Genomic DNA, 24,357 nt, shown 5'->3' with positions numbered 1-24,357 from the left:
TAAGGTGCAGGCATGAGCGAGGCGAAGTCGAACGCTGCCACCGGCGAAACGCTGGTCAGCTTCCGTGGTGTGCAGAAGAGCTACGACGGCGAGTCGCTGATCGTCAAGAACCTCAACCTCGACATCCGCAAGGGCGAGTTCCTCACCCTGCTGGGGCCTTCCGGGTCCGGCAAGACCACCAGCCTGATGATGCTCGCTGGCTTCGAGACCCCCACCGCCGGGGAAATCCAGCTGGCCGGTCGCTCCATCAACAACGTACCCCCGCACAAGCGCGATATCGGCATGGTGTTCCAGAACTACGCCTTGTTCCCGCACATGACCGTGGCCGAGAACCTCGCGTTTCCCCTGACCGTGCGCAACCTGAGCAAGACCGATATCAGCGAGCGGGTCAAACGGGTATTGAACATGGTTCAGCTCGACAGCTTCGCCAAGCGCTACCCGGGCCAATTGTCCGGTGGGCAGCAACAGCGCGTGGCCTTGGCGCGGGCGTTGGTGTTCGAGCCGCAACTGGTGTTGATGGACGAGCCACTGGGCGCGCTGGACAAGCAGCTGCGTGAACACATGCAGATGGAGATCAAGCACATCCACCAGCGCCTGGGCGTGACCGTGGTGTACGTGACCCACGATCAGGGCGAAGCGCTGACCATGTCCGATCGGGTGGCGGTGTTCCACCAGGGGGAGATTCAGCAAATCGCCGATCCACGCACCCTGTATGAAGCACCCAGCAATACGTTCGTCGCCAACTTCATCGGTGAGAACAACCGGCTCAACGGCACCTTGCTCACCCATGACGGTAACCGCTGCCAGGTGCAGTTGGCGCGCGGCGAGCGGGTCGAGGCCTTGGCTGTAAACGTGGGCCGGCCAGGCGAAGCGGTCACCCTGTCGATCCGTCCGGAGCGGGTACGGCTCAATGGCCACAGCGAGCACTGCGCCAACCGCTTTTCCGGCCGCGTGGCCGAGTTCATCTACCTGGGCGACCACGTGCGCGTTCGTCTGGAGGTGTGTGGCAAGGCCGACTTCTTCGTCAAGCAGCCCATCGCCGAACTCGACCCGGCCCTGGCCGTGGGCGATGTGGTGCCACTGGGTTGGGAAGTAGAACACGCCCGTGCACTGGATCCGATCACCGAAGCCCATTGATGGTTTGCAGCACCAACCCTGAACTGTGGAGAGAATAATAAATGCGCAAGCAGTTGAAACTGACCGCCCTGGCCCTTGGGCTGTTCGCCGCTGGCCAGAGCATGGCTGCGGACCTGACCGTGGTGTCGTTCGGCGGCGCCAACAAGGCCGCCCAGGTGAAGGCGTTTTACGAGCCGTGGGAAAAGGCCGGCAAGGGCAAGATCGTCGCCGGTGAGTACAACGGTGAAATGGCCAAGGTCAAGGCCATGGTCGACACCAAGAGTGTCTCCTGGAACCTGGTCGAGGTGGAATCACCCGAACTGGCCCGAGGCTGCGACGAGGGCATGTTCGAAGAGCTCGACCCTGCGCTGTTCGGCAACGAGGCCGACTACGTGCCAGGTGCGATCCAGCCTTGTGGTGTCGGCTTCTTCGTCTGGTCGACGGTGCTGGCCTACAACGCCGACAAGCTCAAGACCGCCCCGAGCAGCTGGGCCGATTTCTGGGACACCGAGAAATTCCCAGGCAAGCGCGGCCTGCGCAAAGGCGCCAAGTACACCCTGGAATTCGCCTTGATGGCCGATGGTGTGGCGCCCAAGGACGTGTACAAGGTGCTGGGTACCAAAGAAGGCGTGGACCGCGCCTTCAAGAAGCTCGACCAGCTCAAACCGAGCATCCAGTGGTGGGAAGCCGGCGCCCAGCCGCCGCAGTACCTGGCCTCGGGCGACGTGGTCATGAGTTCGGCGTACAACGGGCGCATCGCTGCCGTGCAGAAGGAGAGCAACCTGAAGGTGGTGTGGAACGGCGGCATCTATGACTTCGACGCCTGGGCGATTCCCAAGGGCGCCAAGAACAGCGACGAGGCGAAGAAATTCATCGCCTTCAGCGTGCAGCCTGAACAGCAGAAGGTGTATTCCGAAAACATCGCCTATGGCCCGGCCAACAGCAAGGCGGTCGACCTGCTGTCCGAAGAGGTCAAGAAAGACATGCCGACCACGCCTGAGAACATCGCCAATCAGGTGCAGATCGACGTGGCCTTCTGGGCGGACAACAGCGAGCAGCTGGAGCAACGTTTCAACGCCTGGGCGGCGAAGAAGTAAACGTCCAGTGCAAGGGGCCGCGCGGCGGCCCCTCTTTCAGTGTGTATCGTGGAGTTCGCCATGGCCATTGCAGTGCCCCTCAACGAAGGCGCCGGTCCTAATCTCAAACAGCGCCTTAAACACGCCGAGCGGGTCAACCGCTGGAAGGCCCAGGCGCTGATCGCGCCCCTGGCGCTGTTTCTGCTGCTGGTGTTCCTGGTGCCGATCGCAGCCTTGTTGTACAAGAGCGTCGGTAACCCGGAAGTGGTCGCCGGCTTGCCGCGCACGGTCGATATCATCACCCAGTGGGATGGCAAGGGCCTGCCGGGCGAGGACGTCTACAAGGCGTTGAGCCAGGACTTGGCCGAATCGCGCAAGAACCAGACCCTGGGTGACCTGTCCAAGCGCTTGAACATGGAGCTGGCCGGCTACCGCAGCCTGTTGGCCAAGACCGCACGGGCGCTGCCCTTCAAGGCCGAGCCTGTCTCCTACAAGGACGGCTTGCAGGCGCTGGACGAGCGCTGGGGCGACCCCGCCTATTGGCAGGCGATTCGCCGCAATACCAGTACCCTTACACCTTTCTACCTGTTGGCGTCGCTGGACCACCGTATCGACGACCTGGGCGAACTGGCCAAGGCCACGCCGGACCAGGCCATCTACCTGGATATTTTCACCCGCACCCTGTGGATGGGCGTGGTGATCACCGCCATTTGCCTGGTGCTGGCCTATCCGCTGGCTTACCTGCTGGCCAACCTGCCGACACGCCAGAGCAACCTGTTGATGATCCTGGTTCTGCTGCCGTTCTGGACCTCGATCCTGGTAAGGGTGGCCGCGTGGATCGTGCTGCTGCAGTCCGGCGGGTTGATCAACAGTGCGCTGATGGCCATGGGCATCATCGATCAGCCGCTGGAGCTGGTCTTCAACCGCACCGGCGTGTACATCTCGATGGTGCACATCCTGCTGCCCTTCATGATCCTGCCGTTGTACAGCGTGATGAAAGGTATTTCCCCGAGCTACATGCGCGCTGCCATTTCCCTGGGCTGCCATCCGTTCGCCAGCTTCTGGCGAGTGTACTTCCCGCAGACCTATGCCGGGGTAGGTGCCGGGTGCTTGCTGGTATTCATTCTGGCCATCGGCTACTACATCACGCCTGCGTTGCTGGGCAGCCCGAACGACCAGATGGTCAGTTATTTCGTGGCGTTCTACACCAACACCAGCATCAACTGGGGCATGGCCACCGCGCTGGGCGGTCTGCTGCTGCTGGCCACCGTGCTGCTGTACCTGATCTATAGCTGGCTGGTCGGCGCCAGCCGCCTGCGCCTGAGCTGAGGAGCCTTGTCATGCTGAGCCCTTACATGTCGCCCATCGAGCGGGTCTGGTTCTACAGCCTGCGTATTCTCTGTGGCCTGATATTGCTGTTTCTGATCCTGCCGGTGCTGGTGATCGTGCCCCTGTCGTTCAACAGCGGTAGCTTCCTGGTCTACCCGCTGCAAGGCTTCTCGCTGCAGTGGTACCAGGACTTCTTCGGCTCGGCCGAATGGATGCGGGCCTTGAAGAACAGCATCATCGTCGCCCCGGCGGCGACCGTGCTGGCCATGGTCTTCGGAACGCTGGCGGCCATCGGGCTGACCCGCGGTGATTTCCCCGGCAAGTCCCTGGTAATGGCCTTGGTGATATCACCGATGGTGGTGCCGGTGGTGATCATCGGCGTGGCCAGCTACCTGTTCTTCGCGCCCCTGGGCCTTGGCAACAGCTTTACCTCGCTGATTCTGGTGCACGCGGTGTTGGGTGTGCCGTTCGTGATCATCACCGTTTCGGCGACGCTGCAAGGCTTCAACTACAACCTGGTGCGCGCGGCTGCCAGCCTGGGTGCTTCGCCGCTGCTGGCGTTCCGCAAGGTGACTTTGCCGTTGATCGCGCCCGGAGTGATTTCCGGGGCGTTGTTTGCCTTCGCCACATCCTTCGACGAGGTGGTGGTGACCTTGTTTCTGGCCGGACCAGAGCAGGCGACCCTGCCACGGCAGATGTTCAGTGGCATTCGCGAGAACCTGAGCCCGACCATTGCGGCTGCGGCGACCCTGCTGATCGGTTTTTCGGTGGTGCTGCTGCTGACCCTGGAATGGCTACGGGGGCGCAGCGAGAAACTGCGCACCCAGCAGCCGGCCTGACAGCGCTGTCTGTGCTGGCTTGTCAGCCCGTGTGGCGACAGACAAGCCAGCGCCTGTTGCAACCGCTGCTCGACATGCGTTGATACCAATCAGCCTTCACCGCTTTGCCTGAGTTACAATGCGCGCCACCGTGATTCTGCCCAACAGGTGCGCCATGCAGCCCTACGCTATTGCCCCCTCCATTCTTTCCGCCGACTTCGCCCGCCTGGGCCAGGAGGTCGACAATGTCCTGGCCGCAGGCGCCGATATCGTCCACTTCGACGTGATGGACAACCACTACGTCCCCAACCTGACCATCGGTCCCATGGTCTGCAGCGCGCTGCGCAAGTACGGCGTGACCGCGCCGATCGACGTGCACCTGATGGTCAGCCCCGTGGACCGCATCATCGGCGACTTCATCGAGGCCGGCGCTACCTACATCACCTTCCACCCGGAAGCGACCCAGCACATCGACCGTTCGTTGCAACTGATCAAGGACGGCGGCTGCAAGGCCGGCCTGGTGTTCAACCCGGCCACCAGCCTGGACGTCCTGAAATACGTGATGGACAAGGTCGACATGGTGCTGCTGATGAGCGTCAACCCAGGCTTCGGTGGCCAGAAGTTCATTCCGGGCACGCTCGACAAGCTGCGTGAGGCGCGCGCGCTGATCGACGCCAGTGGCCGCGACATTCGTCTGGAAATCGACGGTGGTGTGAACGTGAAGAACATCCGTGAGATCGCCGCCGCCGGTGCCGATACCTTCGTGGCCGGGTCGGCGATCTTCAACGCCCCCGACTACCAGCAGGTCATCGCCCAGATGCGCAGCGAACTGGCACAGGCGCGCCCATGAGCGGCTTCGAGCAGCTGTTCCCAGGAGCGCTGCCCAGGCTGGTGATGTTCGACCTGGATGGCACCTTGGTCGACTCCGTCCCGGACCTGGCCGCAGCGGTGGACCGCATGCTGCTCGAACTCGGCCGACCCGCCGCTGGCCTCGATGCCGTGCGCCAGTGGGTGGGCAATGGCGCGCAGGTGCTGGTACGCCGTGCTCTGGCGGGTGATATCGATCACGCCGGGGTGGACGATGCCCTGGCCGAACAGGCCTTGGCGCTGTTCATGGACGCCTACGCCGAAAGTCACGACCTGACAGTCGTGTACCCAGGCGTGCAGGACACCTTGCGCTGGTTGCGCAAGCGCGGTGTGGAAATGGCCTTGATCACCAACAAGCCGGAGCGCTTCGTGGGGCCTTTGCTGGACCAGATGAAGCTGGGCAGCTATTTCCGCTGGATCATCGGCGGAGACACCCTGGCTCAGAAGAAGCCGGATCCAGCGGCGTTGCTGTTCGTGATGCAGATGGCCGGCGTGACCCCGCAGCAAGCGTTGTTCATCGGCGATTCGCGCAGCGACGTGTTGGCAGCCAAGGCAGCTGGCGTGCAATGCGTCGGGCTGACCTATGGCTACAACCACGGGCGGCCCATCGAAGAGGAATCGCCCAGCCTTGTGATCGATGACCTGCGGGCTTTGTTGCCCGGTTGCGTAGACCCTGCCACTGGGATAACGTTGGCGGACCTTCAAGCCTCAGACCAAAAAGGGTCCAACGTGGCGGTTACCGGCAAATTCTGGATGAAAGTCATCAAGGCCCTGGCCCGATGGCGTTGGCGCGCCTGACGCCTGCCTGCCGGCGTGTGCCGGCCCATCCGTTTGCCCGAACCAATGCTGTTTGCCACGAGGCTACTCATGATCCGCGAAGAATTCCTGCGCCTGGCCGCTGCCGGCTATAACCGCATCCCCCTGGCCTGCGAAACCCTGGCCGACTTCGATACGCCCCTGTCGATCTACCTGAAACTGGCTGACCAGCCCAATTCCTACCTGCTCGAATCGGTGCAGGGCGGCGAGAAATGGGGGCGGTACTCGATGATTGGTCTGCCGTCGCGGACCGTGCTGCGTGTGCATGGCTACCACGTGTCCATCCTGCAGGACGGCGTCGAGGTCGAAAGCCATGACGTCGAGGACCCCCTGGCGTTCGTCGAAACCTTCAAGCAGCGCTACAACGTGGCCGACGTTCCGGGCCTGCCGCGCTTCAACGGTGGACTGGTCGGCTATTTCGGGTATGACTGCGTGCGTTACGTTGAAAAACGTTTGGGCGCGAGCCCCAACCCAGACCCTCTCGGGGTGCCGGACATCCTGCTGATGGTCTCCGATGCCGTGGTGGTGTTCGACAACCTCGCTGGCAAGATGCACGCCATCGTGCTGGTTGACCCTGCCCAGGAACAGGCTTATGAGCAAGGCCAGGCGCGCCTGCAAAGCCTGCTCGAAACGCTGCGCCAACCCATCACGCCACGCCGCGGGCTGGACCTGAGCGGGCCTCAGGCAGCCGAGCCTGCATTCCGGTCGAGCTACACGCGTGACGATTATGAGCATGCCGTCGGTCGTATCAAGGAATACATCCTGGCCGGTGACTGCATGCAGGTGGTGCCGTCGCAGCGCATGTCCATCGACTTCAAGGCAGCACCCATCGACCTCTACCGCGCCTTGCGTTGCTTCAACCCGACGCCGTACATGTATTTCTTCAACTTTGGGGACTTTCATGTCGTCGGCAGCTCGCCCGAAGTGCTGGTGCGGGTCGAGGACAACCTGGTCACGGTGCGACCCATCGCCGGTACACGGCCACGCGGTGCGACGGAGGAGGCCGATCGCGCGCTGGAAGACGATTTGCTGTCGGACGACAAGGAAATTGCAGAGCACCTGATGCTGATCGACCTGGGGCGTAACGACGTCGGCCGCGTATCGTCCACAGGCAGTGTGCGCCTGACCGAGAAGATGGTGATCGAGCGTTATTCCAATGTCATGCACATCGTTTCCAACGTCACCGGCCAGTTGCGCGAAGGGTTGACGGCGATGGATGCACTGCGGGCCATCCTGCCTGCCGGTACGTTGTCCGGGGCGCCCAAGATCCGTGCGATGGAGATCATCGATGAGCTCGAACCGGTCAAGCGCGGGGTTTATGGCGGTGCAGTGGGGTACTTCGCCTGGAACGGCAACATGGATACGGCGATCGCCATCCGTACGGCTGTGATCAAGGATGGAGAGCTGCACGTACAGGCCGGCGGTGGCATCGTTGCCGATTCTGTGCCAGCGCTGGAGTGGGAAGAAACCATCAACAAGCGTCGGGCCATGTTCCGTGCGGTGGCGTTGGCCGAACAGACCACTGCTCGGTAGGTGGCGGTTGCTTGAGGGGTGACGCAGTCCGAGCCCCTGTATGAGCGTAATGCTGTTCACTTAAGATCGTTGGGGCCGTTTCACGGCCCATCGCGGCACGAGGCCGCTCCTACACTGACCTGTAGGAGCGGTCTTGTGCCGCGATGGGCCGCGAAGCGGCTCCGTTGATTTCAGGCTGGCCCTTTGCTAGAAATCCACGCTAACGGCAAGGCTCATACCTTGTTGCTTGAGCTCATCGCTCTTGCGCCAGTTGTAGCCGGCACGCACATTCACCCCTGCCACCACTTCATGGCTGACCCCAAGGCTCGCTCGGGTCAAGTTGCTATGGGGGGTATAGCCGTCGAGCGTGAAATCATTGGCTGGCAAAGCGGTGAAGTTCAGGCGTACGTCCTGCTGGTCATGCTCGAACTCGTGCTCCTGAGCCACCTCGGCAAATACTCGGGTAGCAGGCAATACCTGCACGCTACCCAGCAGGCCCAGGCCCAGCCGTCGTGACGTGCGCTCCTGGTCATCGAACCCCAGCGCCGTCGCGCGACCGCTCCTTTCGTCATAGCCATCGACCTTGACCCTGGCATAGTCAGCGCTCAGGAATGGCGCCAGCTGCCAGCGGGCACTTTCCGGCGCCAGGTTATAGCCCAGTCGGCCAGACACGGCCCATGTTTCGCCCTGGGTATCGCCTTTTTCACTGCGCTCGCTCACCCCCAGCGCGAAGGTGCGTTTCAGATCGTCATAATCCAGGTGCCCGACGGTCAATGCCGCATCTGCCCACCAGCGGTGCTGGCGGTACTGCGCAAAGACACTGGCCAGGTAGCTGTCGAGTGTGTAGTCCGAATCATGGCTGCCCACTTCCAGCTTCTGCCGGTACACGCCGCCAGCCAGCCCCAGCCGCCAGGCATCGTCGACCCGGTAGCTACCGCCGACAGTCAGGTTGTAACCGTGGCCGTCACCGTTGGCGGCGCTGCGTTGCCCGCCGAAGTCCAGGTCTTGCGCACCAGCGGCGATGAAAGGCTGCCACTGACCGACCGCTTGCCAAGGGGCCTGCCATTGGTTGCGCAGTTCATCCTGATGAGCGCTGACGCTGGCGTGGGCCATTTCGGGAAGCAGGGTAAGCTCCCAAGGGGCGGCCAGAACGGAGTAGGCGTAATCGGCGATCAGTTGCTGGCCAGCAATGGTCGGGTGCACGGGGTCGTTGAACAATAGCTTCGTGGGGTCTGGCGTGATGCCGTTGACGCCATACACGGGGTTGCCGACGCAGCTTTCGCCGCTATAGCACGTACCGACCAGGTTCTGGTCGCTGGCCAGTCCGAACTGAGCGGGGTGGGCCAGGGCCTCGCTCAGCAACAGTGGGACATTCAGGGGGATGACCTGAGCGTCGATTTGCCTGAGTTGGCTGACCAGTGCCTGGTTAAAGGCACCGGACAGCAACGACAGGGAATTTTGCTGCGCCGTACCGCTGAAGTTGGGCGTCTGGCCAAGATCAGGCAACAGCCAAACCATGATGTAACGGGCACCACCCTGTTGCAGGGCCTGAGCACTGGCGGCCAGGCGTGCACCGGCAGCCACGGCGTCGGCTGGGCTGTTGACCAAACCCTGCAGGAAGTCGTTGCCGCCGCCTGTCACGTAATAAAGTGCATTGGGATCGGCGCGAAGGCCCGTAGCCAGATAGCCAGGCTTTTCCCGAAGCACCAGGCCCGCGCCTAGGCGCCCCGGTGGGATGACCGTGCTGGAGGTGGTGGTGATGGAGTCCAGGATCTGCTTGGTGGTATAGCCGCCAACCGCCCAGTTGTTGCCATCGGGCAGGCCCAGCGCCGCATTGACCGGCGATGTGGAAGGCCCAAGCGCATTGGCGCCCAGGCCCAGGCGAGCGCCCAGGATCATCGGCGACACAGGTGCATAGCTGCCATCGGCATTGCGGTTGGTGAAGCGAAGGCCTGCGAACTGGCCGGCGTCGCTCAGGCTATCACCGAATACGATCAATGAAGCGTACGGGTCAGCAGATGCAAATGCCTGGCCGCAGGCCAATGCCAGTGAGGCGGCGGTGACGCGCAATAACGGTACGTTGAGCATCGAGAAACATCCTTTTCTTTGTTTTTATCAGGACAACTTCATCGACCTTAGCAAAACGCCGCGCATCGCACCTGATGCCATTCGTTTCCCAGTGTTTACGGGCATATTGCGCCCGCCGCCCCGGTAGGCTACTGTGCCGAGACGTATGAGCGAGACCTACCCTGTGTTGATCGTCAGCAAACTCTTGATGCGCGTTATCAAGGCCCACGCCCGTTGGCGTTGGCGCGCCTGACTTTATCCTCTGCCGGTCCGTCCGGCCCGCCCCTGTTTGCCTTCCTGTCTCAACGTCTTTAGCGGCAAAGTTGCGCCTGCGACAGGTACAGGAAGGTTCGAATCATGAAGTCAGTAGGTTCAAGAGGTTTCATCCGATGTTACTGATGATCGACAATTACGACTCATTCACTTACAACGTCGTCCAGTACCTGGGCGAGTTAGGGGCTGATGTGCGGGTCATTCGCAATGACGAAATGACCATTGCCCAGATCGAAGCCCTCGCGCCGGAGCGCATCGTCGTTTCGCCTGGGCCCTGTACACCGAGCGAAGCCGGTGTGTCTATCGAAGCCATTCTTCATTTCGCCGGTAAACTGCCGATTCTGGGCGTGTGCTTGGGCCATCAGTCCATCGGCCAGGCGTTCGGTGGCGATGTCGTGCGTGCACGCCAGGTGATGCACGGTAAGACGAGCCCCGTCCACCATCGCGACCTTGGCGTATTCAGCGGCCTGAATAATCCGGTGACCGTGACCCGCTACCATTCGCTGGTGATCAAGCGCCAGACGCTGCCGGAGTGCCTGGAAGTGACGGCCTGGACCGCACATGAAGATGGCTCGGTCGACGAGATCATGGGTGTACGGCACAAGACGTTGAATATCGAGGGCGTGCAATTTCACCCCGAGTCGATACTCACCGAGCAGGGCCATGAACTGTTCGCCAATTTCCTCCAGCAGACTGGCGGCCACCGCTAAGGAACGAATATGGATATCAAGAGCGCGCTGGGTCGCATCGTCGGCCATCTGGACCTTTCCACCGATGAAATGCGCGGCGTGATGCGCCAGATCATGACCGGCCAATGCAGTGAAGCGCAGATTGGCGCATTTCTGATGGGCATGCGCATGAAAAGTGAAAGCATCGACGAAATCGTTGGCGCGGTGTCGGTCATGCGGGAGTTGGCTGATAAGGTCGAGCTGAACACCCTTGATGGGGTGGTCGACATCGTGGGTACCGGGGGCGATGGTGCCAATATCTTCAACGTGTCTACCGCATCCGCTTTTGTACTGGCCGCTGCCGGCTGTACCGTCGCCAAACATGGGAACCGGGCGGTGTCCGGCAAAAGTGGCAGCGCAGACCTGCTCGAAGCGGCTGGCATCTACCTGAACCTGACGCCCGTTCAGGTGGCCCGCTGCATCGACAGCCTGGGTATCGGCTTCATGTTCGCCCAGAGTCACCACAGCGCCATGAAACATGCCGCTGGGCCGCGTCGCGATCTAGGGCTCAGGACCTTGTTCAACATGCTTGGCCCGCTTACGAATCCGGCCGGTGTGAAGCATCAGGTGGTTGGGGTGTTCACCCAGGCGCTCTGCCGTCCTCTGGCCGAGGTGCTGCACCGCCTGGGCAGCAAGCATGTGCTGGTGGTGCATTCCAAGGATGGGCTGGACGAATTCAGCCTGGCAGCGCCCACCTTCGTGGCTGAATTGAAAAATGGCGAGATTGCCGAGTACTGGGTTGAACCGGAAGACTTGGGCATGAAGAGCCAGAGCCTTCATGGCCTGGCGGTCGAGGACCCGCAAGCGTCCCTGGCGCTGATTCGTGATGCGCTGGGTCGACGCAAGACCGAGAACGGCCAGAAGGCCGCCGAGATGATCGTGCTCAATGCCGGTGCAGCCCTATATGCCGCAGATCACGCCATGAGCCTGAAGGCCGGCGTTGAGCTTGCCCACGACGTGCTGCACACCGGGTTGGCCTGGGAGAAACTGCAGGAGCTGGGTGCGTTTACGGCCGTATTCAAGGTGGAGAATGAAGCATGAGCGTGCCAACGGTGCTGGAAAAGATCATCGCCCGCAAGTTCGAGGAAGTGGCCGAGCGCAGTGCTCGCGTAAGCCTTGCCGAACTTGAGCAGTTGGCCAAGGCGGCCGACGCGCCCCGTGGTTTCGCCAACGCCATGCTGCGTCAGGCCGAGCGCAAGCAGCCAGCTGTGATCGCTGAAATCAAGAAGGCCTCCCCTAGCAAAGGTGTGATCCGGGAGCATTTCGTCCCTGCAGACATTGCCGTGAGCTACGAGAAGGGCGGCGCAACTTGCCTGTCGGTGTTAACGGATGTCGATTATTTTCAGGGGGCGGACGACTACCTCAAAGAGGCGCGAGCAGCCGTGTCGCTGCCGGTGATCCGCAAGGACTTCATGGTCGACCCTTATCAAATCGTCGAGGCCCGTGCTCTGGGCGCAGATTGCGTGCTGCTGATCGTGTCGGCGCTCGACGATGTGAAAATGGCCGAGCTGGCGGCCACAGCCAAGTCGGTCGGGCTCGATGTGCTGGTGGAGGTGCACGATGGTGCTGAGCTTGAGCGCGCACTCAAGACGCTGGACACGCCATTGGTGGGGGTCAACAACCGTAACCTTCATACCTTCGAAGTGAACCTGGAGGCCACGCTGGACCTGCTGCCACGTATCCCCGCGGATCGGCTCGCCATTACCGAGAGCGGCATCCTCAATCAGGCCGATGTGCAGCTGATGAAGATCAACCGCGTCTATTCATTCCTGGTGGGTGAGGCATTCATGCGGGCTGAGAACCCGGGGCTCGAGCTCCAGCGCTTGTTCTTCCCTGATCAAGTGAAAAAGACCATTCAGCAATTGGACTGAATGAACCAAGCCGGCCATGTCGCCGGCTTTTTCATGGTTGCCATCTGGCTCAGGGGCGCTTTTGCCCTGATGCCTGTCGTGCAGAGGCTGTGACGCTAACGGTAGTGGCCACAGGCTGCGTAACTCAATCGAAGGTGAATCAATGACTGACCAGCCCCTGGCCCTTACCGTCGAGCAAGGGCTGCTTGCCGAACAGGACCTGCTGGCCGCCGTTTGCCGGGGCGAGCGCGATAACGGTGTGTTGTTCTGGCGCCCCACTGACCAGGCGCTGGTGATGCCTCGCAGGATGAGCCGGCTGGAGCACTTTGAAGCGGCGAGTGCGCAATTGGCTGGCGCTGGCTGGCCAGTGCTGCTGCGCGAAACTGGCGGCGAACCTGTACCTCAGTCCCATTCGACGGTAAATATCGCCCTGGTCTATGCGGCCCCGCGCAGTGAGGGTGATCAAGGGCGTATCGAAAAAGCCTACCAGCGCTTGTGCCTGCCACTGTGCGAGGTGCTGCAGGAGTGGGGAGGTGTCGCCTCGGTGGGCGAGATCGAGGGTGCATTCTGCGATGGCCGGTACAACGTCAACCTCAATGGCCGCAAGTTGGTGGGGACCGCCCAGCGCTGGCGCCAGGCCGCCGCAGGCAAAGGCCCAGTGGTGCTGGTGCATGGGGCATTGCTGCTGGATAACGACCGGGAGGCAATGGTAGCTGCCGTCAACCACTTCAATATGTGCTGCAACCTTGAACAGCGATGCCGCGCCGATGCACACATCGCCTTGCATGAGGTAGCACCGACGGCACCGTGGTTCGCACGGCTATCCCAAGCGTACGCGCAGGTGCTGGCTGAGGTGCCCGTCAGCTAGCGCGTGCCATGTACCACCATGGTCTTGCCCTTGACCTGGACCAGGCTGCGTTCTTCCAGGTCCTTCAGGACGCGACCGACCATTTCCCGTGAACAACCGACGATTCGCCCGATTTCCTGGCGGGTGATCTTGATCTGCATGCCGTCTGGATGGGTCATGGCGTCGGGCTGCTTGCACAAGTCGAGCAAGCACCGCGCAACTCGGCCGGTGACATCGAAGAAGGCCAGGTCCCCAACCTTGCGGGTAGTGTCGCGCAGGCGCTGGGCCATCTGGCTGCTGACGGCGTAGAGCATGTCCGGCTCGTGTCGTACCAGTTCGCGGAACTTGTCGTAGCTGATTTCCGCCACTTCGCACTCAGTCTTGGCCCGAACCCAGGCGCTACGATGCTGCTGCGCCTCAACCGGTTCGAACAGCCCTAGCTCACCGAAGAAGTCACCGCTGTTGAGGTAGGCGATGATCATTTCATGGCCATTTTCGTCTTCGATGAGGATGGTGACCGACCCCTTGATGATGAACGACAATGTCTGCGCGCGTTCACCTGCACTGATGATGTTGCTCTTGGCGCTATAGCGCCTGCGTTGGCAGTGCACCAGCAGTTTGTCGATGTTCTTGATCTTTGGGGGTAGGGCAGAGGCCACCATCGCGAAATCCTGTTCTGTGCAGTCCATGGGCGTCCATGGCTGTTGGCTGGAAAAACGCCATTCGATTGGCGCCAGCTTATCAGACACTACAAAATGTTTCGGCATTAAAGCGCCTCCTTACATACTTTTCCCACAGCGGCACAACGACTAAGCTGACACCCTTTTTGCGAATTCAGGAGTTCGGGTGATGAAGGCACGTATCCAGTGGGCCGGTGAGGCAATGTTCCTTGGCGAGTCCGGCAGCGGCCACGTCGTGGTAATGGATGGCCCACCCGAGGCCGGCGGCCGCAACCTGGGCGTCAGGCCGATGGAAATGCTGTTGCTGGGCCTGGGCGGTTGCAGCAGTTTCGATGTGGTCAGCATCCTGAAAAAGTCGCGCCAGGCGGTGGAGAGCTGCGAAGCGTTTCTCGAGGCCGAGCGGGTAGGCGAGGATCCAAAGGTATTTACCAAGATCCACATGAATTTCGTGGTTAAGGGCCGCGGATTGAAAGAGGCCCAGGTCAAGCGTGCCGTCGAGCTTTCGGCCGAAAAATACTGCTCGGCGTCGATCATGCTTGAGCGTGCCGGGGTCGAAATCACCCATGGCTACGAGATCGTGGAACTGGGTTGAGCAGCGGGTGCGAGCTGCGCGGCGCGTGCCGGCGGCGCTTAATGGCGCAGTGCTGGCAGTGTCGCGTATAGCCAGCCTGGTAGTGCGCTTCTGACCGACTGGCTCAACGCCTCCCGGTGTTTTTGGTAAAGCAGGCCCAGCCCTATGACGCCCAGGCCGATCAAGCTGACCAACACCGGGAACAGCAGGGATTGGGCAAATACGTCATACGCCAGGTACCCCAGGTAGGCGGCAACGCCAAGTGCCCCGAACACCATGAAGACGGGCCGGCGCAGCAACACTGCCACCCCCATGAGCACAAGGTTTATCAGGCAGTAGGTGGCTTTCCCCCATTCACTGCCGCTGTCGAGCATCGTCAACCCACCCCAGAAGGCTGCAAGGCCGGCCAGATAGCCCCAGTGGGCATAGTCTTGCCGCGTCCTGCCATCGACTACCAGAAACACCAGCAAGGTCGCCAACCCGAACCACAGAGATACCACTCGGCGTTGTTCCCAACTAAATGGCGCGCCGAATACCCACTCGGTAAGGTCCATCGACATGAACCACAGGGCAACGGCAATGGGCATGACGATAAATGGGTAGGGGACAAGGCGGAGCATCGCCACACCTGCAACAACGGTGGCGGCCTCCATGGCCAGCCAACCGCCCTGTACATGGGTGTAGTACTGGTGGTAATCGGCTCGCACGTCATCGAGCGGCCACCAACCGAGCAACCGCTCCAGCGCGAAGACCGCCAGTGGCACGATACTGACCGCGGCTGCGGCCAGTACGCCGGCCGCAATGGGTTGCTTGCGCTTTTGAAGAATGAGTGCGACCAGGGTCAGCAACCCGATGTAGGCACTGGCCACGGCCAGCAACGCGGTGTCGCCGATGCGTAGCCATGCCTCGTTGAGCAGCCAGCCCATGGCCCCCATGACCAGCAGCGCGCCGAAGTAGAACGCGCTGTGGGCCAGTTGAAGGCTGCCCGTCGCCTCTTGACGCTGGTTGAGAAAGGCTTGCAAGGCCTGGTCCTGGCCTGGCTGGAGAATCCCCGCCTCGACCGCTCGCGCCAGATCCTTGGCATCGAAACGTGTTGTCATGGCGAGCCTTCAGATGCGATAGGTGCTCTTGGTCATGACCTTGGCCAGCAGGCTCATGCCAAAACGCACAGGCGCAGGGAAGCGGTAGCCACCGGCTTGCAGTGCCGTATCGGCGTGCTGTTCTTCGTCGACGCGCATCTGCTCGAGGATGGCTCGGGATTTTTCATCTTCAGTAGGGATCTGTACCAGGTGCTCATCCAGGTGCTTGCAGACTTGGTGCTCCGTCGCTGCCACGAAGCCCAGGCTCACCTTGTCGCTCACCAGCCCGGCAAAAGCGCCGATGCCGAATGACATGCCGTAGAACAGCGGGTTCAGGACGCTGGGGTGGCTGTTGAGTTGACGGATGCGTTGTTCGCACCAGGCCAGATGATCGATTTCCTCTTCCGCAGCGCGCTCCATGGCCTTGCGCACTGACGGCAGTTTGGCCGTCAAGGCCTGGCCTTGATAAAGCGCCTGGGCGCAGACTTCACCGGTGTGGTTTATGCGCATCAGCCCTGCCACGTGACGTGCCTGCCGATCTTCGAGTTCGACGGCGGGCTTGACGATGGCCGGGGACGGACGAGAGGGTTGGCCGCTGAACGGCAGCAAGGTGCGCATGGCAGTGTCGGCCTGCAGCAACAAGCGGTCGAGCGGGGAATAGTGACGTTCGGTAGCCATCGGGCACCTCCGCAAGAATGTGCCCGACAGTCTAACCCAATCGCGCTCGAGTCGCTTGCGGTGGATCAGCCCGGTGGCCAGTTCATCTGGCGTTGGCCGAGCACATGCATGTGAATGTGGTAGACCGTCTGCCCACCTTGTTCATTGCAGTTCATGACCACGCGAAAGCCTTCCTCGCAGCCCAGTTCCCTGGCCAGACGCTGGGCCGTGAACAGAATGTGCCCAGCCAGGCCCTTGTCTTCTTCGGTCAGGTCGTTGAGGGTGCGGATGTGCTTTTTCGGAATGACCAGAAAATGCACCGGGGCCTGGGGGGCGATGTCGTGAAATGCCAGAACCTGGTCATCTTCGTAGATGATCTTCGCCGGGATCTCCCGGTTAATGATCTTGAGGAATAAATCGTCCACAGCACTTGCTCCATGGTGAGGGTCCGGCCCGAGTGTACTCAGGCCGAAGCCGCTCGCCCAGCGACTATTCCATACCGACTGGACAATAACGCCGGTGAATCACACCTGCCAGCTTGCGCACCAACCCGTTCGGCAGCAGGCGCGGGGCGAACGCCAGCCAGCGATTGCGTCGCCCCGGCAGAATCAAGGCGCGGTTGCGGGCGAGCGCGCGAACGGTGTACAGCGCCACTTCCTCGGGGCTGAGGCAGCGGCTTTTGCCTTCGAGCCGGGCGATGTGGCGCCGTGGGGAATGCACCGGCCCCGGGCACAGCACGCAGACCTTGATGCCTGTGGGTTTGAGCTCTTCGCGCAGGGCCTGGGAAAAATTCATCACGTATGCCTTGCTGGCGGCATAGGTGGCCATCCATGGCCCGGGGGCCACGCCGGCCAGCCCGGCAACGTTGAGGATCTGGCCGCCGCCCTGTACCGCCATCAGATTGCCGATGGCATGACACAAGCGGCTCAGTGCCAGCACGTTGACTTCGAGCAGGTCCTGTTCGTCGGCCCATTCATGGGCCAGGAATGGGCCGTAGGTGCGCTGACCGGCGCAGTTGACCAGCAAATCGATGCGCCGCTCGCCTTCTTCCAGCTCGAGGACGAACCCTGACAGCCTAAGCGGTTGGCTCAGATCGCACGCACGCAACAGCACTTCGACGCCGAAACGCTGGGCAAGCTCGATGGCGACCGGCTCCAGGGTTTCACGGTGGCGTGCGACCAGGATCAGGTTGCGCCCGCGCCGTGCCAGGGCCTCCGCCAGGGCCAGGCCCAAGCCGGTGGAAGCGCCGGTGATCATGGCGTAACGGGTCATGCAGGGCTCCTGGGGCCGAAGAGGGCATCTAGTGTACAGCTTGGCGGTGGCGGATGCTGCGTTTTGCTGGGCCGCCCAAGCCTGGGAGTGCGCCGCTGCGTGGGCTGTCAGTGGCGCTTACGACGATCGGCGAGTAGCTTTGCACCGTCCTGGCAGCCCCAGTGCTGGGCACCATTCTCAGAACGGTTTGACCACCACCAGGATAACGACCGCCAGCAGGATCAGAACAGGTACCTCGTTGAACCAGCGATAGTAGACATGGCTGCGGGTGTTGGTGCCGGCGGCGAAGCGTTTGCGCTGGGCCCCGCACACATGGTGGTAGCCGGTCAGCAGAAGCACCAGTGTCAGCTTGGCGTGCAGCCAGCCCTGGCTCAGCCACCCCGGTGTGAGGTAGAGCATCCAGGCGCCGAACACATACGTGGCGATCATCGCCGGGTTCATGATGCCTCGGTACAGCTTGCGTTCCATGGTCACGAACCGGTCCTGGCTGATGCTGTCCTGGCTCTGGGCATGGTAGACGAACAGCCGTGGCAAGTAGAACAGGCCGGCGAACCAGCATACGACGCTGACGATGTGCAGCGCTTTGATCCATAGGTAGAGCATCGGGGCATTCCTTCAGGTATTCACGGTCGTCAGATAGTAGTGCCCAGGCGCCCTCAGGGACACCTGAAGTGTTGTGACAGACGCATCACGCCCCTATCATCGTGCGTTTTCCAGACGGCTCGTTGATAAGGGGCAAGCGTTATGATCAAGGTCGGTATCGTCGGCGGCACGGGTTACACCGGCGTCGAACTGTTGCGTCTGCTGGCTCAGCACCCACAGGCCGAGGTAGCGGTCATCACCTCGCGCTCGGAAGCCGGTGTGGCGGTGGCCGACATGTATCCGAACCTGCGCGGCCATTACGACGGCCTTGCATTCAGCGTGCCTGACAGCAAGACCCTGGGCGCGTGTGATGTGGTGTTTTTTGCCACCCCCCATGGTGTCGCTCATGCCCTGGCGGGCGAACTCCTGGCGGCGGGCACCAAGGTCATCGACCTGTCGGCCGACTTCCGCCTGCAGGACGCAGTGGAGTGGGCCAAGTGGTACGGCCAGCCTCACGGCGCGCCTGATCTGCTCGACGATGCCGTGTACGGTTTGCCCGAGGTCAACCGCGACAAGATCCGCCAGGCGCGCCTGATCGCGGTTCCGGGCTGCTACCCAACCGCCACTCAACTGGGTTTCCTGCCGTTGCTCGAAGCTGGCTTGGCCGACGCATCGCGCTTGATCGCCGACTGCAAGTCCGGTGTCAGCGGTGCCGGACGGGGTGCGGCTGTCGGGTCGCTGTTCTGTGAGGCCGGTGAGAGCATGAAAGCCTACGCGGTCAAGGGGCATCGTCACCTTCCGGAAATCAGCCAGGGCCTGCGTCTAGCTGCGGGCAAGGACATTGGTCTGACCTTCGTCCCTCACCTGACGCCGATGATCCGCGGCATCCATGCCACCTTGTATGCGACTGTCGCCGACACATCGGTCGACCTCCAGACGCTTTACGAGAAGCGCTACGCCAACGAACCCTTCGTGGACGTGATGCCCGCCGGTAGCCACCCCGAAACCCGCAGCGTGCGCGGCGCCAACGTCTGCCGCATTGCTGTTCATCGTCCACAAGGGAGTGATCTGGTCGTGGTGTTGTCGGTCATCGACAACCTGGTCAAAGGCGCTTCCGGGCAGGCCGTGCAGAACATGAACATCGTGTTCGGGCTTGATGAGCGCATGGGGCTGAGCCATGCCGGCCTGTTACCGTAAGCTGACGAGGGCTTACGGCGAGCTGTGCTGATCGCGACCTGCCCGTCGCCTATTGTTGACCGATTTTCTCGGGAAAGCGGATAATGGCCGTCATCGAGTTTTATGACGGCCGTCGGCCGGGAGAATCAACATGAGCGTCGAAACCTTCACCCCTACGGTTTTGGAATTTACCCACGGTGCTGCGCTGAAGGTGAAGAACCTGGTTTCCGAAGAGGGCAATGACCGCCTGAAGCTGCGTGTATTCGTCACCGGTGGCGGTTGCTCGGGTTTCCAGTATGGCTTCACGTTCGATGAGGAAGTGGCCGACGACGATACCATCGTGGAGCGCGAGGGGGTCTCGCTGGTAGTGGACCCGATGAGCTTCCAGTACCTGGCCGGTGCCGAAGTGGATTACCAGGAGGGCCTGGAAGGCTCGCGCTTCATTATCAAGAACCCCAATGCTGCCACCACCTGTGGCTGTGGCTCTTCGTTCTCGATCTGAAGCCTTGCCTTCAAAACGCCGCGCTTAAGCGCGGCGTTTTTCGTTGGGCAGGTCAATGGCTCAGGCCGGATAGATGGCGCCCAGAACACGCAGGCCTTTGGCGGCCGTAACGCTGGGACGGTTGGCAGGGATGCCCTCAAGGCAGCAATGCGCCAGCCAGGCGAACGCCATGGCCTCAACCCAATCAGGGTCTACCCCCTGTTCGGCTGTGCTGGATACCTTCACGCCAGGCAGGCGTGTTGCAAGACGAGCCATCAAGGCGCCATTGTGTGCGCCACCCCCGCATACCAGAAGGGTCCTGGTGCCCTGCTGTGCGGTGTTCAGCGAATCGATGATGCTTTGGGCGCTGACTTCCAGCAGCGTTGCCTGGACGTCCTCGTCGCGGTAGGCAGGCAGCGCAGCGAGATGGCTGTCCAGCCAGCGCAGGTTGAAGACTTCACGGCCTGTACTCTTGGGCCCACTGCCGGCAAAGAATGGGTCGGCCATGAGGGAGGTCAGCAGGGCAGGTTGCACAGCCCCACTCGCCGCCCAGGCGCCGTTGGCATCGTATGCCTGGCCGCGTTTGCGCTCGATCCAGGCGTCCATCAGGACATTGCCCGGTCCGCAATCGAAGCCTCGGACCGGCTTGTCTTCGGCAATCAAGCTGAGGTTGCTGAAGCCGCCCACGTTCAGAATGGCCAGCGGCTGTTCGAGATGGCCGAACAGCGTTTCGTGGAACGCCGGGACGAGCGGCGCGCCCTGACCACCGGCCGCTACGTCACGGCGACGAAAGTCGGCCACGACCGTGATGCCTGACAGTTCAGCCAGGAGCGCCGGGTTGCCGATCTGCACGGTGAAGCCTCGGGCAGGCTCATGGCGAATGGTCTGGCCATGGCTGCCGATAGCGCGAATGTCTTTGGGCTGCAAGGCATGGTGGTCGAGCAAATCCAGTATGCCTCGGGCTGCCAAGGCCGCCCACAGGTTCTCAGCGAGGGCGACCCGCGCTACTTCATCCGGCCCAGAAGTACACAGGTCAAGCAGCGCTTGCCGCAGTTCAGTTGGCATGGGCAGATAATGGGTGGCGAGCAGTTCGATGTGCTCGCCTTGCTCGATCAGGGCGATGTCCAGCCCATCCAGGCTGGTCCCTGACATCACACCTAGGTAAAGGCCCATGGGCTCACCGTTTGTTCATGGCAAGTAGCGTGGCTTTTTCCTGGTCCATGCGTGCGATCAGCGGCTGGCTTTGCTGCAGGAAACGCTGGCGCTCGTTCTTGGCGATCGGATCGGACATCGGCACTTTCTGGCTCAGCGGGTCAACATGCACGCCGTTGACCTGGAACTCGTAGTGCAGGTGGGGACCGGTGGAAAGGCCGGTGGTCCCGATATAGCCGATGATCTGGCCCTGCTTGACCGAGCCCCCGGTCTTGATGCCCTTGGCAAAGCCTTGCATGTGACCGTACAAGGTCTTGTACCGATTGCCGTGCTGGATGATCACCGTATTGCCGTAGCCGCCGCGCCGGCCGGCCAGCTCGATACGGCCATCACCCGCGGCCTTGATGGGCGTGCCTCGCGGTGCTGCATAGTCCACCCCCTTGTGGGCGCGGATCTTGTTGAGAATCGGGTGCTTGCGCCCGGCAGAGAAGCGGGAGCTGATGCGCGCGAAATCCACGGGTGTGCGGATGAAGGCTTTGCGCAGGCTGTTGCCATCGGCCGTGTAGTAGCTGGTGTTGCCTTGCTTGTTGGTATAGCGCACTGCCGTGTAGGTCTTGCCGCGGTTGGTGAAGCGCGCCGAGAGGATATTACCGGTGCCGACCACTTTGCCGTCCATTACCTTCTGCTCATAGACCACGTCGAACTCGTCACCTTGGCGAATATCCTGGGCGAAGTCGATGTCGTAGCCCAGCACCTTGGCCATGTCCATGGTCAGGCTGTGGGACAACCCGGCGCGTTGTGCCGATGCCGAGAGCGAGCTCTTGATGACGCCATGGGCGTAGGCGGTGCGCACTACGGGTTTGCTGATTTCACGGTTGAAGGTGTAGCCCTTGGCCGTCTTGGTCAGGCGAATGGTTTCGAGGCTGCCGACCTTACTGTGCAAGCTGGCCAGCTGGCCTTGCTTGTCCAATTCGAACTGCAGGACCTGGCCATGCTTGAGCTGGCTGAACTGCTTGGCTTGCTTGCTGCTGGCAAGAATGTCGTGGACGGCATTGGCCGGCAGGCCGACCTTGGCGAACAGCGTTGACAAGGTATCTCCGCTTGCGACGGTGACTTCCCGGTGGGCAGGGTCTTTCGCGGGCTGTGCGGCGGCTTCGGCCGGCGGAGTTTGCTGTTCGACTTTCTGGGTGGAGGCAGCCGCCTCATCGATCTGCGCAAACGGCGAGCCTTGCTCACCGGCTGCCTGCACCAGTGGCGCCGCGCGGGATTCGTCTTTCAGCTGCTCGGCTGGGGTTTCCAGCTCGAGGTTGAGGGTGGTTTTCTTGGCTTCCACGTCGCTGGATGGGAACACCAGCAATGCCAGGCTAAGCAGGGCGGCAATGCCGCTGGCGGCCAACAGGTGTGTTTTCGGATAAAGCGGAGGCGCTTTAGGCGGTTCGTTGGTCATGGGTAAGGAGACTTTGAAAAAGGTGAAATGGAATAGATGAATGACATGATGAAGATGAAATAACTGTATAAAATATAACCAAAACCATTTTCACGCAAGGGCGCGTAGACGCTGCGCACACGCCCCCAGGTCACATTCCTTTGCAAAACTTGTATTTGACGGCCGATCTTGTATGGTTGGCTCCCCCTGAATCTGAGCCTTGCGGGTTTGTCTATGAAGTCGGTTGAAGAGCAGCTGGCGCTTATTAAGCGCGGTGCGGAAGAAGTACTGGTGGAGTCCGAGCTGGTTGAAAAACTCAAGCGTGGTCAGCCCTTGCGCATCAAGGCCGGTTTCGACCCTACCGCTCCTGACCTTCATCTCGGTCACACGGTACTGATCAACAAGCTGCGCCAGTTCCAGGAGTTGGGGCATACCGTGGTGTTCCTGATCGGTGACTTCACTGGCATGATCGGCGACCCCAGTGGCAAGAGCGCCACACGCCCGCCATTGACCCGTGAGCAGGTGCTGGACAATGCCGAGACCTATAAGCAGCAGGTCTTCAAGATTCTCGACCCAGCCAGGACCGAGGTCGCGTTCAATTCCACCTGGATGGACACGCTGACACCCGCCGACTTCATCCGTCTGGCATCGCAGTACACGGTTGCCCGTATGCTGGAGCGCGACGATTTCGACAAGCGCTACACCACTAATCAACCCATCGCCATTCATGAATTCCTCTACCCGCTGGTGCAGGGCTATGACTCTGTCGCGCTCAAGGCGGATGTCGAGCTGGGCGGTACCGACCAGAAGTTCAACCTGTTGATGGGGCGTGAACTGCAGCGTGCCTACGGTCAGGAAGCTCAGAGTATCGTGACCATGCCCCTGCTCGAAGGGCTTGATGGCGTCAAGAAGATGTCCAAGTCGCTGGGTAATTATGTCGGCATCCAGGAGGCGCCTGGTGTGATGTACAGCAAGCTGGTGTCGATTCCGGACACCCTGATGTGGCGTTACTTCGAGTTGCTGAGCTTCCGTTCCATGGAGGACATCGATCAGCTTCGCGTGGATGTAGCCAATGGGGCGAACCCGCGGGACATCAAGATCCAGCTGGCGGAGGAGATCGTGGCGCGTTTCCATGGTGAGGAGGCCGCAGCCAACGCTCATCGCGCCGCTGGGAATCGTATGAAGGACGGCGAGTTGCCGGAAGACTTGCCCGAGATCGAAGTGCTTGCCGCCGAGCCGCTGCCCATTGCTGCGGTGCTCAACCGTGCCGGTCTGGTCAAGAACTCGGCGCAGGCGCGGGATCTATTGGGGAGTGGGGCTGTGAAGGTCGATGGCGCCGTAGTTGACCGTGATTTTGTGGTTGCACTGGGCGCGACCCATATCTGCCAGGCAGGTAAGAAGTCGTTCGCACGCGTCACGCTCAAGGCAGAGTAAGGCATTCGCTGCGCCTACTCTCTATAAGCGGGGGGGGGGGCGAAGGGCCTCCCCCCGCTTTGCTTTTGATTTACATGAAATTAAAGGTTGACGCGGTGCCGAATCCCCTTATAATGCGCCCCACTTCCAGCGACATCGGAACGCGAAACTCCTTGAGATTCAATGAGTTAGCTAGTTCGGGTGGTGCTGTAAGGGTTGCGATCGAACAGATCGGCAGCGGTTGAGAAGAAGGTTGACAGCGTGTTGAAACGCTGTAGAATTCGCCTCCCGCTACGAGAGATCGAAGCGAGTCAAGTGTTTGAAGTTGAACGAGTTTCTCGAAATAAACTTCAAAATAAACGCTTGACAGGCAACGAGGAAAGCGTAGAATGCGCGCCTCGGTTGAGACGAAACACTCTCAGCCAAACGCTCTTTAACAAATCGAATCAAGCAATTCGTGTGGGTGCTTGTGAGTACGGACTGATAGTCAAAAAGATTATCAGCATCACAAGTGACCATGCGAGAAATCACATAGTCATTTGAGATTGCTGAGCCAAGTTTAGGGTTTC

The 24,357-nt window shown here is 61.2% G+C and carries 24 protein-coding genes; 15 read left to right on the top strand and 9 right to left on the bottom strand.

Going from position 1 to position 24,357, the window contains the following annotated elements; genetic code table 11:
• Positions 1–12: 12 nt before the first annotated feature.
• The 7 genes from ACF8R3_RS09625 to trpE all read left to right on the top strand — a co-directional run bounded on the left by ACF8R3_RS09625 (position 13) and on the right by trpE (position 7,555).
• Positions 13–1,137, top strand: coding sequence for an ABC transporter ATP-binding protein (locus ACF8R3_RS09625; RefSeq protein WP_058603048.1), 1,125 nt, complete (start codon positions 13–15; stop codon positions 1,135–1,137).
• Between the two features lie 41 nt (positions 1,138–1,178).
• The gene (locus ACF8R3_RS09620; protein WP_058603049.1) at positions 1,179–2,213 is read left to right on the top strand and encodes an ABC transporter substrate-binding protein; all 1,035 of its coding nucleotides are present in this window, start codon (positions 1,179–1,181) and stop codon (positions 2,211–2,213) included.
• 60 nt (positions 2,214–2,273) lie between these two features.
• Positions 2,274–3,521, top strand: a complete 1,248-nt coding sequence (locus ACF8R3_RS09615) for an ABC transporter permease (protein WP_058639599.1) — start codon at positions 2,274–2,276, stop codon at positions 3,519–3,521.
• An 11-nt stretch (positions 3,522–3,532) separates the two neighbouring features.
• Complete coding sequence (locus ACF8R3_RS09610) at positions 3,533–4,360, top strand: ABC transporter permease (RefSeq protein ID WP_058603051.1); 828 nt, start codon at positions 3,533–3,535, stop codon at positions 4,358–4,360.
• Between the two features lie 154 nt (positions 4,361–4,514).
• Complete coding sequence (rpe, locus tag ACF8R3_RS09605) at positions 4,515–5,189, top strand: ribulose-phosphate 3-epimerase (RefSeq protein ID WP_058639616.1); 675 nt, start codon at positions 4,515–4,517, stop codon at positions 5,187–5,189.
• The gene (locus ACF8R3_RS09600) at positions 5,186–6,004 is read left to right on the top strand and encodes a phosphoglycolate phosphatase (RefSeq protein WP_058639598.1); all 819 of its coding nucleotides are present in this window, start codon (positions 5,186–5,188) and stop codon (positions 6,002–6,004) included. The genes rpe and ACF8R3_RS09600 overlap by 4 nt, the downstream gene beginning before the upstream one ends.
• Positions 6,005–6,073: 69 nt before the next feature.
• Complete coding sequence (gene trpE / locus ACF8R3_RS09595) at positions 6,074–7,555, top strand: anthranilate synthase component I (protein ID WP_197844384.1); 1,482 nt, start codon at positions 6,074–6,076, stop codon at positions 7,553–7,555.
• Between the two features lie 186 nt (positions 7,556–7,741).
• Here trpE and estP read toward each other — a convergent pair whose 3' ends face one another.
• Entirely contained in the window at positions 7,742–9,622 is a 1,881-nt protein-coding gene (gene estP, locus ACF8R3_RS09590; protein ID WP_392515539.1) for an esterase EstP, read from the bottom strand.
• Between the two features lie 368 nt (positions 9,623–9,990).
• Between estP and ACF8R3_RS09585 the strand changes: the two genes are divergently transcribed.
• From ACF8R3_RS09585 to ACF8R3_RS09570, 4 genes are all read left to right on the top strand, one after another.
• Positions 9,991–10,584, top strand: coding sequence for an aminodeoxychorismate/anthranilate synthase component II (locus ACF8R3_RS09585; RefSeq protein ID WP_058639595.1), 594 nt, complete (start codon positions 9,991–9,993; stop codon positions 10,582–10,584).
• A gap of 9 nt (positions 10,585–10,593) precedes the next feature.
• Positions 10,594–11,643 carry an anthranilate phosphoribosyltransferase gene (gene trpD / locus ACF8R3_RS09580; RefSeq protein ID WP_058639594.1) on the top strand — a complete coding sequence of 350 codons (1,050 nt, stop codon included), beginning with the start codon at positions 10,594–10,596 and terminating at the stop codon, positions 11,641–11,643.
• Entirely contained in the window at positions 11,640–12,473 is an 834-nt protein-coding gene (gene trpC, locus ACF8R3_RS09575) for an indole-3-glycerol phosphate synthase TrpC (protein ID WP_058639593.1), read from the top strand. Before trpD ends, trpC begins: the two co-directional genes overlap by 4 nt.
• 142 nt (positions 12,474–12,615) lie before the next feature.
• A complete protein-coding gene (locus ACF8R3_RS09570; protein ID WP_196127735.1) occupies positions 12,616–13,320 on the top strand; it encodes a lipoate--protein ligase family protein in 705 nt (234 codons plus the stop codon).
• Here the strand turns inward: ACF8R3_RS09570 and crp are convergent.
• Positions 13,317–13,961: a cAMP-activated global transcriptional regulator CRP gene (crp, locus tag ACF8R3_RS09565; RefSeq protein ID WP_196134849.1), complete on the bottom strand. Its 645-nt coding sequence runs from the start codon at positions 13,959–13,961 to the stop codon at positions 13,317–13,319. The genes ACF8R3_RS09570 and crp overlap by 4 nt on opposite strands.
• A 187-nt stretch (positions 13,962–14,148) precedes the next feature.
• Between crp and ACF8R3_RS09560 the strand changes: the two genes are divergently transcribed.
• Positions 14,149–14,571 carry an OsmC family protein gene (locus ACF8R3_RS09560; RefSeq protein WP_392515538.1) on the top strand — a complete coding sequence of 141 codons (423 nt, stop codon included), beginning with the start codon at positions 14,149–14,151 and terminating at the stop codon, positions 14,569–14,571.
• Positions 14,572–14,609: 38 nt separating this feature from the next.
• Here ACF8R3_RS09560 and ACF8R3_RS09555 read toward each other — a convergent pair whose 3' ends face one another.
• From ACF8R3_RS09555 to hemJ, 5 genes are all read right to left on the bottom strand, one after another.
• Positions 14,610–15,650, bottom strand: a complete 1,041-nt coding sequence (locus ACF8R3_RS09555) for a DUF2157 domain-containing protein (protein ID WP_392515537.1) — start codon at positions 15,648–15,650, stop codon at positions 14,610–14,612.
• Positions 15,651–15,659: 9 nt separating this feature from the next.
• Positions 15,660–16,307 (bottom strand): 2-polyprenyl-3-methyl-6-methoxy-1,4-benzoquinone monooxygenase, encoded by a 648-nt coding sequence (coq7, locus tag ACF8R3_RS09550; protein WP_058639589.1) that lies wholly within the window; start codon positions 16,305–16,307, stop codon positions 15,660–15,662.
• A 65-nt stretch (positions 16,308–16,372) separates the two neighbouring features.
• Positions 16,373–16,711, bottom strand: a complete 339-nt coding sequence (locus tag ACF8R3_RS09545) for a histidine triad nucleotide-binding protein (RefSeq protein ID WP_058603062.1) — start codon at positions 16,709–16,711, stop codon at positions 16,373–16,375.
• A gap of 64 nt (positions 16,712–16,775) precedes the next feature.
• Positions 16,776–17,558 (bottom strand): SDR family oxidoreductase, encoded by a 783-nt coding sequence (locus ACF8R3_RS09540; RefSeq protein ID WP_058639588.1) that lies wholly within the window; start codon positions 17,556–17,558, stop codon positions 16,776–16,778.
• 177 nt (positions 17,559–17,735) lie between these two features.
• On the bottom strand, positions 17,736–18,161 hold the full coding sequence (gene hemJ, locus ACF8R3_RS09535) for a protoporphyrinogen oxidase HemJ (RefSeq protein WP_023532455.1): 426 nt from the start codon (positions 18,159–18,161) through the stop codon (positions 17,736–17,738).
• A 141-nt stretch (positions 18,162–18,302) separates the two neighbouring features.
• On the opposite strand from hemJ, the gene argC reads away from it, so the two are divergent.
• Together argC and erpA are read left to right on the top strand one after the other, a co-directional pair.
• Positions 18,303–19,337 (top strand): N-acetyl-gamma-glutamyl-phosphate reductase, encoded by a 1,035-nt coding sequence (gene argC, locus ACF8R3_RS09530; protein WP_058639586.1) that lies wholly within the window; start codon positions 18,303–18,305, stop codon positions 19,335–19,337.
• Positions 19,338–19,467: 130 nt separating this feature from the next.
• Entirely contained in the window at positions 19,468–19,818 is a 351-nt protein-coding gene (gene erpA, locus ACF8R3_RS09525) for an iron-sulfur cluster insertion protein ErpA (protein WP_023532751.1), read from the top strand.
• Positions 19,819–19,878: 60 nt separating this feature from the next.
• Here the strand turns inward: erpA and ACF8R3_RS09520 are convergent, their stop codons facing one another.
• Complete coding sequence (locus ACF8R3_RS09520) at positions 19,879–20,970, bottom strand: anhydro-N-acetylmuramic acid kinase (RefSeq protein ID WP_392515536.1); 1,092 nt, start codon at positions 20,968–20,970, stop codon at positions 19,879–19,881.
• 4 nt (positions 20,971–20,974) lie between these two features.
• Positions 20,975–22,396: a peptidoglycan DD-metalloendopeptidase family protein gene (locus ACF8R3_RS09515; RefSeq protein ID WP_392515535.1), complete on the bottom strand. Its 1,422-nt coding sequence runs from the start codon at positions 22,394–22,396 to the stop codon at positions 20,975–20,977.
• Between the two features lie 213 nt (positions 22,397–22,609).
• Here ACF8R3_RS09515 and tyrS point away from each other — a divergent pair, with 213 nt between their 5' ends.
• Positions 22,610–23,809, top strand: a complete 1,200-nt coding sequence (tyrS, locus tag ACF8R3_RS09510; RefSeq protein ID WP_058639583.1) for a tyrosine--tRNA ligase — start codon at positions 22,610–22,612, stop codon at positions 23,807–23,809.
• Positions 23,810–24,357 lie beyond the last annotated feature (548 nt).

This window comes from Pseudomonas sp. FYR_7, from assembly GCF_043106155.1.
Taxonomy (GTDB): domain Bacteria; phylum Pseudomonadota; class Gammaproteobacteria; order Pseudomonadales; family Pseudomonadaceae; genus Aquipseudomonas; species Aquipseudomonas parafulva_B.
Note: the sequence above shows the minus strand (reverse complement) of the source record. Positions and strands in the feature narration are given on the sequence as shown.

Coding starts and splice junctions, on each gene's coding strand:
- ACF8R3_RS09600 (WP_058639598.1), top strand. CDS start 5,186: ATGAGCGGCTTCGAGCAGCTGTTCCCAGGAGCGCTGCCCAGGCTGGTG.
- ACF8R3_RS09570 (WP_196127735.1), top strand. CDS start 12,616: ATGACTGACCAGCCCCTGGCCCTTACCGTCGAGCAAGGGCTGCTTGCC.
- estP (WP_392515539.1), bottom strand. CDS start 9,622: ATGCTCAACGTACCGTTATTGCGCGTCACCGCCGCCTCACTGGCATTG.
- coq7 (WP_058639589.1), bottom strand. CDS start 16,307: ATGGCTACCGAACGTCACTATTCCCCGCTCGACCGCTTGTTGCTGCAG.
- ACF8R3_RS09620 (WP_058603049.1), top strand. CDS start 1,179: ATGCGCAAGCAGTTGAAACTGACCGCCCTGGCCCTTGGGCTGTTCGCC.
- ACF8R3_RS09615 (WP_058639599.1), top strand. CDS start 2,274: ATGGCCATTGCAGTGCCCCTCAACGAAGGCGCCGGTCCTAATCTCAAA.
- ACF8R3_RS09625 (WP_058603048.1), top strand. CDS start 13: ATGAGCGAGGCGAAGTCGAACGCTGCCACCGGCGAAACGCTGGTCAGC.
- ACF8R3_RS09515 (WP_392515535.1), bottom strand. CDS start 22,396: ATGACCAACGAACCGCCTAAAGCGCCTCCGCTTTATCCGAAAACACAC.
- trpE (WP_197844384.1), top strand. CDS start 6,074: ATGATCCGCGAAGAATTCCTGCGCCTGGCCGCTGCCGGCTATAACCGC.
- tyrS (WP_058639583.1), top strand. CDS start 22,610: ATGAAGTCGGTTGAAGAGCAGCTGGCGCTTATTAAGCGCGGTGCGGAA.
- erpA (WP_023532751.1), top strand. CDS start 19,468: ATGAGCGTCGAAACCTTCACCCCTACGGTTTTGGAATTTACCCACGGT.
- ACF8R3_RS09540 (WP_058639588.1), bottom strand. CDS start 17,558: ATGACCCGTTACGCCATGATCACCGGCGCTTCCACCGGCTTGGGCCTG.
- crp (WP_196134849.1), bottom strand. CDS start 13,961: ATGGTGGCCTCTGCCCTACCCCCAAAGATCAAGAACATCGACAAACTG.
- ACF8R3_RS09610 (WP_058603051.1), top strand. CDS start 3,533: ATGCTGAGCCCTTACATGTCGCCCATCGAGCGGGTCTGGTTCTACAGC.
- ACF8R3_RS09585 (WP_058639595.1), top strand. CDS start 9,991: ATGTTACTGATGATCGACAATTACGACTCATTCACTTACAACGTCGTC.
- hemJ (WP_023532455.1), bottom strand. CDS start 18,161: ATGCTCTACCTATGGATCAAAGCGCTGCACATCGTCAGCGTCGTATGC.
- ACF8R3_RS09520 (WP_392515536.1), bottom strand. CDS start 20,970: ATGGGCCTTTACCTAGGTGTGATGTCAGGGACCAGCCTGGATGGGCTG.
- trpC (WP_058639593.1), top strand. CDS start 11,640: ATGAGCGTGCCAACGGTGCTGGAAAAGATCATCGCCCGCAAGTTCGAG.
- trpD (WP_058639594.1), top strand. CDS start 10,594: ATGGATATCAAGAGCGCGCTGGGTCGCATCGTCGGCCATCTGGACCTT.
- ACF8R3_RS09555 (WP_392515537.1), bottom strand. CDS start 15,650: ATGACAACACGTTTCGATGCCAAGGATCTGGCGCGAGCGGTCGAGGCG.
- argC (WP_058639586.1), top strand. CDS start 18,303: ATGATCAAGGTCGGTATCGTCGGCGGCACGGGTTACACCGGCGTCGAA.
- ACF8R3_RS09560 (WP_392515538.1), top strand. CDS start 14,149: ATGAAGGCACGTATCCAGTGGGCCGGTGAGGCAATGTTCCTTGGCGAG.
- rpe (WP_058639616.1), top strand. CDS start 4,515: ATGCAGCCCTACGCTATTGCCCCCTCCATTCTTTCCGCCGACTTCGCC.